Consider the following 12,970-nt stretch of genomic DNA (forward strand, 5'->3'; position numbering starts at 1 on the left):
ACCCACTTATCCACAGGGCTCCGTTTTTCTGTGAAAAAGCCGAGCTACTCCACTTTTTTCCTTAACTGTCGCACCATCCACCACACAAACAAAACAACCGGCAATGTGGCGAAAGCCGTCAGCATACCCTTGCTCAGACCCGTCGCCTCGGCCAGCGGATAGAGCAGATATCCCACCAATGACACTGCGTAATAACTAATCGCCACCACCGACAGACCTTCAACCGTGCGCTGCAGACGCAATTGCAAATCAGAGCGTCGATCCATGCTTTCCAACAAGGACTGGTTCTGCGCAGATCGCTCCACATCCACCCGTGTACGCAACAAATTGGAAGCTCGAATCGACCGGCTGGACATCGCTTCCAATCGACGCTCCGCGGAATTCACAGTGCGCATCGCGGGCGCGTAACGACGCATCATGAACTCTGCGAAATGCTGCCGCCCCTGGTACCGGCCCTCGCGCAACGCCTCAATCCGCTGATTGACCAAAGCCTCATAAGCCCCCGTAGCCCCAAATCGAAACGAGGATTGCGCCGCCAGCGTCTCTAATTCGGCCGAAATCGCCAGCAGATTGTGCAAGGTCCATTCCGCAGGCGCATCCTCATCGGACATATCGCTCATCAGTCCGGTCAACTTGCTATCGAGGTCGTTCAATTTGGGTTGCAACGCGCGCGCGCGGGCAAATCCCAGCATCGACATTGTTTTGTAGGTTTCAATCTCGCACAACCGCTGCACGATGCGCCCGATACGACGGGTGCCGGTTTCTGGTCTGGCAAATATGGCAAATCGCAAATGCCCGTTGATATCAATCCTGAAATCACCGGCCACGATAGCCTCTTGATCAAGCACTTCAGACGCGGCCAGGCTTTCCGTCACAAACCAATCGTCGAGCTTTTGGTTGATATTGTCGTTCTGCGGTATCACATCGACGTTCAACAAGACGGATGTAATCCGCTGGCCCGGCGCGGCTTCAAGCCAGTCAGCGGGAAAAACATCGAATTGCGCGGGGTCAAAGGCACGCTCAACAGGTCCTTCATGAAAAGCCGTATAAGTCACGAACTCGGTATGCTGCTCCCACTTCAACCAATACTTACCGATCTGACCGTAATAATGCGTGGCATTCGGTTGTGGATGCGCGGCTCCGTGACGGTCCAGCAGCGCGGTCAGATGTGCCAAATCATCACCGCGGTCGCGACTGACCGCATCATTCGGCTGTTTGATTGCGATGTAGACAGCCGAACAGGGCGCGCTCATGGAAGGAAATGGGCGCGCGTGTAACTCGTTGGCGAGTTTATACCGTAAGGGATGGTCTGTGATGGGCGACATGCCGCTACTCCGCGTAATTGAGGAAAGAAATAACAAAAATTTTCACAATGTCAAATTTTTATATGTTTTCAATACGTTAAGAGAGTGCAATTGTATACCGTTGGTGGATTTCTCATCGCTTAGGGATCGTTTCAGACAGTGACGGTCTTTAAAAGACACTTGCGGCCTTACTGCGTTCCACCTCGCAACACGTTGAAAAAATTGCCGTAATGCCTGCGACACACCTTGTTTTCCGCGCGGTTATCTTTCCATCAATGTGGGTCTACGCAAAAAAGGACAAACCTTCTGTATGTAGATCTGCCCAGTATTTGAGCGGTCAGGCGCAATAAAAAGCGCCGGTCCCTGAGGACGGCGCTTTCTTTCTTTACTCAAAAACACGCAACATGATCCGTGTCAGAACCACGCAACCTGTGCGTCAGTCAATCATCGGCAGCAGCTTGTCTAGGCTCGCCTTGGCATCGCCGTAGAACATCCGCGTGTTGTCCTTAAAGAACAACGGATTTTCGATACCCGAATAGCCCGTGCCCTGCCCGCGTTTGGAAACAAACACCTGCTTGGCCTTCCAGCACTCCAAAACCGGCATCCCGGCAATTGGCGAGTTCGGATCATCCTGTGCAGCCGGGTTCACAATGTCATTGGAGCCGATCACGATGGCCACATCCGTATCCGGAAAGTCCTCGTTGATCTCGTCCATTTCCATCACGATGTCATAAGGTACCTTAGCCTCGGCCAGCAGAACATTCATGTGACCGGGCAAACGCCCCGCTACAGGATGGATCGCGAAACGAACATTCTTGCCCTGCGCACGCAGCTTGCGCACCAGTTCCGCCACACCTTGCTGGGCCTGTGCCACGGCCATCCCGTAGCCCGGAATGATGATAACGCTGTCCGCTTCATTCAGCGCGGTCGCGACCCCGTCTGCCTCTATGGCGATCTGTTCACCCTCAACGGCCATCTGCTCTCCCGCCGGGCCACCAAAGCCGCCGAGGATAACGGAAATGAACGAACGATTCATCGCCTTACACATGATGTAGCTCAGGATCGCACCAGAGGAGCCGACCAGCGCACCAACCACGATCAGCAGATCGTTGCCCAGCGAGAAACCAATCGCCGCCGCAGCCCAGCCGGAATAGCTGTTCAGCATGGAAACAACGACCGGCATGTCCGCGCCGCCAATGCCCATGATCAGGTGATACCCGATAAACAGCGCAAGCAACGTCAGCAGAACCAAGGTCCAGCTGCCCGAGCCCCCCAGATACATGATGGTGAACACAAGCGACAAGCCAGCCGCCCCGGCATTCAACAAATGTCCGCCGGGCAGTTTCGTGGCGGAACTGTCCACCTTGCCCGCCAATTTGCCATAGGCAATAACCGAACCCGTGAATGTCACAGCGCCAATCCAGATGCCCAGAACAAGCTCAACCTTAAGGATGTTGATCTCGACAGTAGTTTTCTTGGCAATCAACTGTCCGAAAGAGGACAGGCCGTCATAGATCTCTTTGGGCAAACCAATGGCAGTATACCCATCCGCCCCCACAGCACCCAACGTCAGCGCGTTTTCGACAAACAGCGCCTCCATGTTGTTGATCATGATGTCAGCGTTAAAGCCCACAAAGACCGCCGCCAGACCAACGAGGCTGTGCATGATAGCCACTAGCTCGGGCATCTGCGTCATTTGGACTTTGGTCGCCAGTTGGTATCCAACGGCCGCGCCCAGAGCGATCAGAACGATTGAGACGATGCCCAAGCCCTGACCCGGTCCGATCAGGGTGGCGACGACGGCGATGGCCATGCCGACGATCCCGTACCAGACCGCGCGCTTGGCGCTTTCCTGACCGCTGAGACCTCCAAGGCTGAGGATGAAAAGAACAGCCGCAACCGCATAGGCTGCAATAGTAAATCCGAATTCCATCTATCTGTCCCCTTACGATTTCTGGAACATGGCGAGCATGCGCCGTGTCACAAGAAAGCCGCCAAAAATATTGATCGAGGCCATAAAGACCGCCAACGCCGCGAGCAGCGTTATCAACAGCGAACTTGACCCAATCTGAATAAGCGCACCCAGAATGATGATCGACGAAATCGCATTCGTGACCGCCATCAGTGGCGTATGCAGCGAGTGCGCCACGTTCCAGATGACCTGAAACCCGATGAAGACGGACAGGATAAAAACGATGAAATGCTGCATGAAGCTGGCAGGCGCCACAAGCCCAACGGCCAGGAGCAAACCACCTCCGATCGCCAGCAGACCGATCTGATTGCGGGTCTGTTCCTTGAAGGCGGCGTTTTCAAGCTCGCGCTTTTCTTCTGGTGTCAGTTCCTTGACGGCAGCTTTCTTGGGTGCCGCCGCAATCGCTGCAACCTTGGGAGGTGGCGGCGGGAATGTGACCTCTTTGGCATGGGCGATGGTGGCACCACGGATCACGTCATCTTCCATATTATGATTGATCACACCATCTTTCTCCGGTGTGAGATCGGTCATCATGTGGCGAATGTTTGTCGAATAGAGCGTCGAGGCCTGCGCCGCCATCCGGCTTGGGAAATCCGTGTAGCCGATGATGGTAACACCATTGTCTGTCACGATTTTTTCATCCATGACCGTCAGTTTGCAGTTGCCGCCTTTCTCAGCGGCCAGATCGACGATGACCGAACCTGGCTTCATGGAATCAACCATGTCCTTGGTCCAAAGCTCCGGCGCTTCGCGGTTCGGGATCAGTGCAGTACAGATCACGATGTCCATGTCTGGCGCCAGTTCGCGGAACTTGGCGAGCTGTGCTGCGGTGAACTCCGGGCTGGAGACGGCTGCATATCCACCTGTGGCGGAGCCGTCCTGCTGTTCCTCGTCAAAATCAAGGAACACGAATTCCGCGCCCATGGATTCAACCTGTTCCGCAACCTCAGGGCGCACGTCAAAGGCATAGGTGATCGCGCCGAGGGAGGTGGATGTCCCAATCGCGGCCAGACCGGCAACCCCGGCCCCTACAACCAGAACCTTCGCCGGGGGCACTTTGCCCGCCGCTGTCACCTGGCCTGTGAAAAAGCGGCCAAAGTTGTTGCCTGCTTCAATGACCGCGCGATAACCCGCGATATTGGCCATAGAGGACAACGCATCCATTTTCTGAGCGCGGCTGATGCGGGGCACCATATCCATCGCAATCACGGTGGAGCCTTTCTTGGCAGCCGCTTCCATGAGATCGGTATTGCCCGCAGGATTGAAAAAGGAGATCAGTGTCTGACCATCGCGCAGACGTTTGACTTCGGCATCAGAGGGTGCCCGCACCTTGGCAACGACATCGGCGGCCTTCCACAAGGCCGCGGTGGTTTTGGCAACCGTTACGCCTGCGTCTTTGTAATCCGCATCCGAAAACCCAGCGGCCGCGCCGGCCCCGGTCTCAACAACACAGTCATGCCCCAGTTTTTGCAAATCCCTAGCCGAAGCGGGCGTCATTGCGACCCGTGCTTCACCGTCAAACGTTTCTTTTGGCGTCCCGATCTTCAATTTAAGCTCCCCCGTTTGGTCCTTTTTGCGCAAGATGGTGCGCAGAACTGGCTTGTCCACTACCGTCTACAAGCACAAGGTACAAGCGCAGGAAAAAATGTGAGCGCTCACGGTTGCACAGAACTCACACCCATCTGCGTGTTTTCTGGGCGTATCGTGCAAACTCGGTGCGGAATTCCCGGCGCATACGGTTTTCTTCGGGGATGATGAAACGTCTTTCTAAAACCCAAACCAACACAGGCACCAAAATCAGCGCCAAGATGGCATCCCACCACAAACACAGGCCTGCAAAGATCAATACATCCGCAAGATAAATCGGGTTCCGGGTACGTTTGAAGACACCTGATTGTATCAGATTTTCCGGGGTTTCATGCGGAATGATCGTCGTTTTGTGGCGTCTAAATTCCATCACGGCCAGAAGCGTCAAAACGATACCTGCCCCAACGAGCAATCCCGCCAGCAACGACGTCACCGGATGGTCGAGGCTGAGATTTAACGGATACGCCTTCGCCTGGACCCAGGCGATCGTCGCAAACAAAATCAACCAAACCGGGGGCATATCCAGCCACTTCACAAAGCACCAGAGGGGTCTTTTGGTTGCCAGAGTTGAATAGGATTGCCCTCAGGATCGACCAGACGTGCGAAGAAACCATTTGGATAGGTTTCGCCATCAACTTCGACCTTGATGCCCGCGGCTTCCAGTTGTGCCACCATTGCCTCCAGATCATCCACTCGAAAGTTGATCATCCAGCTTTTGGAAAAATCCCCGAAGTAAGCGCTGTCCTGGGTGAATGGTGCAAAAACCGTTGATCCACTGGCTTGTTGCCACACCTGCGCGTCGTAACTGTTAGGAACTTCGTCAATACCGAAGTGTTCGGAATACCACGCCGACAACTTCTTTGGCTCATGTGATCTGAAAAAGAAGCCGCCAATGCCTGTCACTTTCTGCATGATAACACTCCTATGTTGCACCGGTAAGTTTACCAATGACAATTTGGGGACCTATACACTGAACTAGCCAAATATCTATTGGCGAGATTGACTAATTTGGCTAGCTCAATCCCAAAAACAGAGACTGGCCCATGTCAGAGACACCTAGCACATTTGAGTTCTTCCAGGAATTCCCAAATGAGCAATCTGCGCGGAAGTTTTTGAGGCACGCCGTTGGGGTAATGCGCCTGTTTGCGACCACTGCGGTTCCGGTCATGTGTCCGAGCGCAAAGATCACAAGCCTATGGCATACCGCTGCATATCTTGCCGTAAGTATTTCAGCGTTCGCACTGGCACAGTTCTTTCCGTAAGCCGCCAATCACTGCAAAAATGGTTGTTGGTTATCCACATGCTTACCAGCGCGCGCAAGGGCATCCCAAGCACTCAGATGGCCCGCGAATTGGGCGTCACTCAGAAAACAGCATGGTTCCTTGCGCAGCGTCTCCGCGAAATGTGGCACAAGGATCAAGATGGTAGCGACATGGGTGAGCATACTCAGGTTGATGAAGCCTATATAGACAGCAAAGAAAGCAACAAGCACGCTGATAAGAAACTTCCTGCTGGCCGTGGCGCGGTAGGCAAGATTGCCGTTGTCGGGATGCGTGACCAGCACGACCAAGTTCGCGTAAAGCCTGTTGCTAGCACAAGCGCCGCGTCTCTGGTGGGCTTTATCGACAACAATGTCCTAGAAGGCGGCACGGTCGTTACCGACGAGTTCTGCTCGTGCAAGGGTCTTGCGGCGCAGGGATATATGCACAAGACAGTCCGTCAGTCAGTTGGCGAGTATGCGCGCGATATGGCGTACACCAACGGCATTGAAAGCTTCTGGGCGCTGCTAAAACGCGGTCACTACGGCGTTTATTACCACATGAGCGTCAAGCACTTGCATCGCTAGGTAAACGAGTTCTCATTCCGCCATGACACTTCGGCGGTCTGGAACAATGGATTTCATCGAAATGATGATTGATCGCATGGTCGAAAAGCCTCTGACCTACAAGGAATTGATTAATGGCTCAGAAGTCCGAAACTATTGAACCTATTTCCGACGGTTCGTTTGTCGACGTTGTTGACGCTGTCTTTAGAGGGCAAAGCAGGCCGCGCCCAAAATCCGCGAAAAGCACTCATGAAGGAATACTTCCTCTGGGCAACATTGATCTCAATGTCGCCGTATTGGAGGACGGTGCAAGAGTCATAAATCAGTCAGCAGTTTTTAAGGCGTTTGGCCATACAAAAAGAGGTCGTGCGGCAAATGAAATGCGCGTGCCCAATAGGCCTGCGTTTTTGGGTGCAAACAACCTACAACCTATATAAATAAGGACTTAGAGGAGGTGCTCAATATCATCCCTTATGAAGACTTAAGCGGCTCAGGTGTTGAAGGATATAACACTCTAATCCTTCCTAGGATTTGTCGTGTGTACCTAGACGCCCGCTAAGACGGGAAGCTATTGAAGCAACAAGCCCCACTCGCTAGAGCAAGCGAAGTATTGCTACCTGCTCTGGCTGACATCGGCATCACGGCCCTCGTAGATGAGGCTACTTGGTATCAGTATGACGGAAATACAGACGCACTCAGACTGCTTCTTTCAAGATACATTGAAGAGGGCCTACAGCGATGGTTGAGAACCTTGCCTGATGATGTCTTTAAGGAATTAGCAAGACTGTACGGAAACGAAAGTAAGAAATCCCAAAAACGTCCTCAGTACTATGGGCACTTCATTAACAGACACATTTTCGATCCGATTGAAAGCGGCTTCGTCAAAAACAAGTCGAACGGGTGAATATTGACAACGATGGAAAGCGCAAGGCCCACTTTAACTAGTGGCTCGCTGAGGAAGACCGGACAATACTCGTTCACCAAATTTGACGCGTTCAAGGCTTAGTGGAAATGTACTCCAGTATTGAAAATTTAAGAACGCGGCTGATAAGCAAAAGAAGGTGTCAATTGCGCCTGGTCTCTTTGACAACATGAACGACCCTATGCCATGCCGCTAAGCTCGATGCTGCCCGTGAGTTTTTTTGGATGCTCACCACCGTTTGCCCTACGGCTAGTTACGTGTATCGGTCCCATAATTTGGATAAACAATCACGGACGATCACTTGCACCTTGCCGCCCTGCGTTTAAGCTATTCTTGGAACGAATGGAGGAAAACCATGTCGCTGAAAGGCAAACACGCGCTGGTCACAGGCGGTGGTACGGGGATCGGACTCGCGATTGCTAAGGATCTGGCCGCGCTCGGATGTACCGTGACCATAACAGGTCGGCGCCAAGACGTGCTGGATAGCGTGGCCAGTGATCGGATTTTTGGCATGACAATGGATGTACGTGATGAGGCAAGCGTTGTGACCAGCATCGCGGCAGCGGTCGATGCCCACGGGCCGATTCAGATTTGCATCGCAAATGCCGGCATCGCGGAAGGGCGCGCAGTGCATAAAACCGACATGGAATTCTGGCGCAATATGATGTCGACCAATCTGGATGGTGCTTTTCTGACCATCCGCGAAGCATTGAAATCCATGCGCCAGACGGATTGGGGCCGTGTTATCGCTGTGTCATCCATCGCAGGATTGCGTGGTTTGCAAGGTGCGGCCTGCTACTCCGCGTCCAAGCACGGCATGATCGGGCTCATCAGGGCTTTGAGCGAAGACTATCTGGGCAAGTCCATCACTTTTAACGCACTCTGCCCTGCATATGTTGACACTGCAATTGTGGAGCGCAACACAAGCTCGATTTCGGCCCGCGCGGGCATTGACGCGGAAAAAGCAAAGGCGATCATGGTATCCGCCAACCGGCACAATCGTTTAATTGCGCCTGAAGAAGTCTCTGCCGCGGCGGTTTGGCTTGTCTCCAAAGGGTCTGAAAGCATCAACGGACAATCCATAGAAATTGCAGGTGGGCAAATGTAGCCGATCAAAAGGGTGGCCTGAAAGCCCACCCTACGGCGCGAACACAGGTAGGGTGGGCTTTCAGGCCACCGTTGTTCAACATCCATTAACCACGGCTGCGCTACCATAAGGCTATGTCGAACTACATCCGATCCAAAACGCCGGGCGCGACCTACTTCTTCACGGCATGTCTTGCTGATCGCAAAAGTACTTTGCTGACCGATCGGGTCGACTTGCTTCGCACGGCGACCCGCCTGACGCTGCAAAGATATCCCTTCTCCATCGACGCGATTATCATTTTACCAGCAAGCATTCAGACGATTTGGACGCTGCCCGAGGGAGATGCCGATTACAGCACAAGATGGAGTTTTCTGAAAAGCACCTTTTCCAGAGCGCTTCCTGCATCGCAGACCCGAACTGCCGTGCAAACATGCAGAAAAGAAAAGGGGATTTGGCAGAGGCGCTTTTGGGAGCATCGGATCAGGTCTGCGCGGGATTTGGCTTTGTACCGTAACCTCATTCACACCGCGCCGGTTCAGGCAGGTTTGGTTGACGCGCCGTCGGATTGGGCATGGACGTCGCTACATCGCGAATTGTTGGCGTCACATCGGACAGCGAACCCGCTAGTTCCGAGACGCCTCAGTGCACTAAAACAGAATGTCAAAAATCCGGCGGTCTAAAAGGCGCGGTTGTTATGCAACCTGTGTGACAGGAAGCGTTTGTCCTTTGGACCACGCACGCGCCGCCTCGCCAAAAGCTGCAAAAAGAGGCTTGGACACGGGATCCCGGGCCGCAGCATACTCCGGATGCCACTGAACAGACAGGGTGAACCCCGGCGCTCCGTCTATGTAAATCGCTTCAGGGGTTCCATCTGGTGCCACACCATCCACAATGACTCGCGCGCCAGAGGATTTGATCCCCTGTCCGTGCAGCGTATTGGTCATCACCTCGCGCGCGCCCGTCAATTTGTGAAACACGCCATTGTCGGTAAAGGAGACCGTGTGGCGATGTTCGAATTTCTCTTCCAACGTACCATCCGGCGGCATTCGGTGGTTCATCCGGCCCGGCAAATCTCTGATCTCGGGATAGAGCGACCCACCCATCGCGACATTCACTTCTTGAAAACCACGGCAAATTCCCAAAAACGGTTGGCCTCGCTCCACACATGCGCGTACCAGAGGCAGAGCGATGGCATCGCGCGCGCGGTCAAATTGACCGTGAGCGTCCGTCGCCGCCTCTCCATATTCCTCTGGATGAACATTTGGACGCCCACCTGTAAACAAAAAACCGTCACAGGTGGTAAGCAATTCTTCAACTGACACATAGTCCGGATTCGTCGGTATCATTATTGGCAAACACTCTGAAACGTCGGCAATCGCTTCGGAGTTCATTGTGCCACCGGCATGCACGGGGTATTCATCGTTCAACAAATAGTGGTTGCATATTATACCAACAACGGGCCGCGCCATCTGTGTCCCTCTCAACCATCTTTTGTATCTCTATAACATGCACTCAATGGGTTAACAGCCCATGACCGCGCAGACGTCTGTGCGCAGACGCTCATTGCCTTCCAGTGCCCAGATTTTAGGCCTCAGCCACAAGTCCCGCAGCATCGATCCCCGCAAGCCCAGCAATGACGTCATTGTCCGACGTGTCACCAGTAATTCCCACCGCGCCAATCACCGCACCCTTTTTGTCGCGCAACAGGATGCCGCCTGGGACTGGTACCAGTTTACCGTCAAAGGCGGCGTTCACCGCGTTGATAAAATAGGCCTGGCTTTCTGCCCGCGCCATTTGGGCGGAACTGGGAATGCCCAACATGACGGCGCCATAGGCTTTGCCATGTGCTACAGCAAAGCGGCCAGGGGATGCCCCGTCTTCGCGTTCGAAAGCCTGCACGTGCCCACCTGCATCCAACACAACGACGGATAGCGGCTTCAATTCCAATTCGCGTCCTTTTGCGAGGGTTTTGCGGATGATCGTGCGGGCTTTGTTCAGTGAAATTGTCATGTTTCGTCCCTATCGTTGATGCGCCATTTGGTGTTTGCAAATTCGCTGTTTGAGCGGTCACCGGGCCGCTTTAAGTTCCAATCGCCGCGCGTGCAAAACCGGCTCTGTATACCCCGAAGGCTGTGTGCGTCCCTTGAAAACAAGGTCGCAGGCCGCCTGAAACGCAATCCCGTCATATCCCGGTGCCATAGGCTGATAAAGCGGATCGCCCGCGTTCTGACCATCCACCACTTCGGCCATTTTACGCATAGCCTGCATGACGGCCTGCCCGTCCACCACACCGTGATGCAGCCAGTTGGCGATGTGTTGCGCGGAAATGCGGCACGTGGCGCGATCTTCCATCAGGCCGACGTTATTCATGTCGAGCACTTTGGAACATCCAACGCCCTGATCCACCCATCGCACAACATACCCCAGAATCCCCTGCGCGTTATTTTCGACTTCACGCTGTTTCTGTGCGTCGGTCCACTTTTGGTATTCTGCCAGCGGAATATTCAGCACCGTATCGACATATGCGCGTCGCCCGCCTTTCTTGAGTTTCGCCTGCACATCAAACACGTTGATCTTGTGGTAATGCAGCGCGTGCAGGGTGGCCGCGGTCGGACTTGGCACCCAAGCACAATTCGCACCCGATTTGGGGTGTTCGATTTTTTGTTCCAGCATGGCGGCCATCAGATCCGGCATGGCCCACATGCCTTTGCCGATCTGCGCGCGTCCCGACAACCCACATTCGAGCCCGATGTCCACGTTCTGATTCTCATATGCACCGATCCAGGTTTTGCGTTTGATGAAGTCTTTACGACTGAACGGTCCGGCTTCCATTGATGTGTGGATCTCATCGCCCGTGCGGTCCAGAAACCCTGTGTTGATGAAGGCCACGCGCGATTTCGCCGCCCGGATGCATTCCTTGAGATTAACCGATGTGCGGCGCTCTTCATCCATGATGCCCAATTTTACAGTATACTGCGGCAGGCCCAGAATATCCTCGACGCGACCGAAAATGCGATCAGCAAAGGCAACTTCTTCCGGCCCGTGCATCTTGGGTTTTACAACGTAAACCGATCCGGTCAGCGAATTGCCGCCATCCCGGGAAAGGTCATGCATCGCGATCAACGTAGTGATCATCGCATCCATCACACCTTCAAAAACCTCATTGCCGTCCTTATCGCGGATCGCCGGATTGGTCATCAGATGGCCAACATTGCGCACAAGCATCAGCGCGCGCCCTTTCAAGGTCACTTTCATCCCATCCGGGCCTGTGTACGCGCGGTCGGGATTGAGCGCACGCGTGATCTGCTTGCCAGCCTTTTCGAAACTGTCCTGCAGATCGCCTTTCATCAAACCGAGCCAATTGGCATAAGCGACAACTTTGTCCTCAGCATCCACGCAGGCCACGGAATCCTCGCAGTCCATAATGGCAGAGATGGCGCTCTCCATCCGAACATCGGCCAGCCCGGCCTGATCCCGGCTGCCAATGGGATGCGTCCGGTCAAAAACCAGTTCCACATGCAACCCATTGTTGCACAAAACAATGCGCTCCGGCGCTTTCGGGTGACCCGTGTAGCCAACGAATTTTGCAGGATCGATCAGAGGCTGGTCATCCATCAGCAATGCGCCATTGTGCACATAATAACGCCGTGTGTCGGCATGGCTGGTTTTCACAATGGGGAAGGCTTCGTCCAGAAACACCCGCGCACGTGCGACGACCCGCGCACCACGACCCTGATCATACCCTCCCTTGGGCGGCGCGCTGCCCATCACGTCCGTGCCATAAAATCCGTCATAAAGGCTGCCCCAGCGCGCATTTGCCGCGTTCAACGCGTATCGCGCATTGGTAATCGGAACCACCAGCTGCGGGCCCGGCACCCGGGCGATTTCGTCATCCACGTTAGCGGTATCAATCTCAAATGCCTCCCCCTCGGGCACCAGATAGCCGATCTCGCGCAAGAACGCGCAATAAGCTTCATGATCATGGGGGTGGCACCGGCGTTCGACGTGCCATGCGTCTATCTGCGCCTGAATGTCTTCACGCTGTTGCAACAAGGCGCGGTTTTCGGGTGCTGCATCGTTCACCAAAGCCGAGAAACCTGACCAGAACGTCGCGGGGTCGACCCCGGTGCCGTGCAAGGCCTCATTCTCAATGAAGTGCGCCAGGTTGTCCGCGACCTGAATATCATTTTTCTGAATAAACTCAGCCATGCGGAATACCCCTTCTCTGCAACGCCATGATTTGCGAAGCAGGTGTAAGAAGTTTGTTTCCGAT

Annotated in this window: 10 protein-coding genes and 1 pseudogene; 3 read left to right on the top strand and 8 right to left on the bottom strand. The window is 54.1% G+C overall.

Annotated elements, in window-relative coordinates:
- Positions 1–44: 44 nt before the first annotated feature.
- From R8G34_05435 to R8G34_05455, 5 genes are all read right to left on the bottom strand, one after another.
- Positions 45–1,325 (bottom strand): DUF3422 domain-containing protein, encoded by a 1,281-nt coding sequence (locus tag R8G34_05435; GenBank protein MDW3222321.1) that lies wholly within the window; start codon positions 1,323–1,325, stop codon positions 45–47.
- A gap of 415 nt (positions 1,326–1,740) precedes the next feature.
- Positions 1,741–3,237, bottom strand: a complete 1,497-nt coding sequence (locus R8G34_05440) for an NAD(P)(+) transhydrogenase (Re/Si-specific) subunit beta (GenBank protein ID MDW3222322.1) — start codon at positions 3,235–3,237, stop codon at positions 1,741–1,743.
- A gap of 12 nt (positions 3,238–3,249) precedes the next feature.
- A complete protein-coding gene (locus tag R8G34_05445; protein ID MDW3222323.1) occupies positions 3,250–4,824 on the bottom strand; it encodes a Re/Si-specific NAD(P)(+) transhydrogenase subunit alpha in 1,575 nt (524 codons plus the stop codon).
- Positions 4,825–4,948: 124 nt separating this feature from the next.
- On the bottom strand, positions 4,949–5,398 hold the full coding sequence (locus tag R8G34_05450) for an isoprenylcysteine carboxylmethyltransferase family protein (GenBank protein ID MDW3222324.1): 450 nt from the start codon (positions 5,396–5,398) through the stop codon (positions 4,949–4,951).
- Positions 5,395–5,775 (bottom strand): VOC family protein, encoded by a 381-nt coding sequence (locus R8G34_05455; GenBank protein ID MDW3222325.1) that lies wholly within the window; start codon positions 5,773–5,775, stop codon positions 5,395–5,397. Before R8G34_05455 ends, R8G34_05450 begins: the two co-directional genes overlap by 4 nt.
- A 131-nt stretch (positions 5,776–5,906) precedes the next feature.
- Between R8G34_05455 and R8G34_05460 the strand changes: the two are divergent.
- The 3 genes and pseudogenes from R8G34_05460 (at position 5,907) to R8G34_05470 (ending at position 8,718) form a co-directional block, all read left to right on the top strand.
- Positions 5,907–6,848, top strand: a pseudogene (locus R8G34_05460) (IS1595 family transposase).
- Positions 6,823–7,125 (top strand): hypothetical protein, encoded by a 303-nt coding sequence (locus R8G34_05465; protein ID MDW3222326.1) that lies wholly within the window; start codon positions 6,823–6,825, stop codon positions 7,123–7,125. The pseudogene R8G34_05460 and the gene R8G34_05465 overlap by 26 nt, the downstream one beginning before the upstream one ends.
- An 840-nt stretch (positions 7,126–7,965) precedes the next feature.
- Positions 7,966–8,718 (top strand): SDR family NAD(P)-dependent oxidoreductase, encoded by a 753-nt coding sequence (locus tag R8G34_05470; protein ID MDW3222327.1) that lies wholly within the window; start codon positions 7,966–7,968, stop codon positions 8,716–8,718.
- A 671-nt stretch (positions 8,719–9,389) separates the two neighbouring features.
- Here the strand turns inward: R8G34_05470 and R8G34_05475 are convergent.
- The 3 genes from R8G34_05475 to R8G34_05485 all read right to left on the bottom strand — a co-directional run bounded on the left by R8G34_05475 (position 9,390) and on the right by R8G34_05485 (position 12,906).
- A complete protein-coding gene (locus R8G34_05475; GenBank protein ID MDW3222328.1) occupies positions 9,390–10,166 on the bottom strand; it encodes a gamma-glutamyl-gamma-aminobutyrate hydrolase family protein in 777 nt (258 codons plus the stop codon).
- A gap of 115 nt (positions 10,167–10,281) precedes the next feature.
- Complete coding sequence (locus R8G34_05480) at positions 10,282–10,707, bottom strand: heme-binding protein (protein ID MDW3222329.1); 426 nt, start codon at positions 10,705–10,707, stop codon at positions 10,282–10,284.
- A 57-nt stretch (positions 10,708–10,764) separates the two neighbouring features.
- Entirely contained in the window at positions 10,765–12,906 is a 2,142-nt protein-coding gene (locus R8G34_05485; GenBank protein MDW3222330.1) for a malate synthase G, read from the bottom strand.
- Positions 12,907–12,970: the final 64 nt, after the last annotated feature.

This window comes from Paracoccaceae bacterium, from assembly GCA_033344815.1.
Lineage (GTDB): Bacteria > Pseudomonadota > Alphaproteobacteria > Rhodobacterales > Rhodobacteraceae > Roseobacter.

Bases quoted from the DNA above. Each gene is read 5' to 3' on its own strand.
- R8G34_05470 (MDW3222327.1), top strand. From the start codon at position 7,966: ATGTCGCTGAAAGGCAAACACGCGCTGGTCACAGGCGGTGGTACGGGG.
- R8G34_05465 (MDW3222326.1), top strand. From the start codon at position 6,823: ATGGCTCAGAAGTCCGAAACTATTGAACCTATTTCCGACGGTTCGTTT.
- R8G34_05440 (MDW3222322.1), bottom strand. From the start codon at position 3,237: ATGGAATTCGGATTTACTATTGCAGCCTATGCGGTTGCGGCTGTTCTT.
- R8G34_05455 (MDW3222325.1), bottom strand. From the start codon at position 5,775: ATGCAGAAAGTGACAGGCATTGGCGGCTTCTTTTTCAGATCACATGAG.
- R8G34_05435 (MDW3222321.1), bottom strand. From the start codon at position 1,325: ATGTCGCCCATCACAGACCATCCCTTACGGTATAAACTCGCCAACGAG.
- R8G34_05485 (MDW3222330.1), bottom strand. From the start codon at position 12,906: ATGGCTGAGTTTATTCAGAAAAATGATATTCAGGTCGCGGACAACCTG.
- R8G34_05480 (MDW3222329.1), bottom strand. From the start codon at position 10,707: ATGACAATTTCACTGAACAAAGCCCGCACGATCATCCGCAAAACCCTC.
- R8G34_05475 (MDW3222328.1), bottom strand. From the start codon at position 10,166: ATGGCGCGGCCCGTTGTTGGTATAATATGCAACCACTATTTGTTGAAC.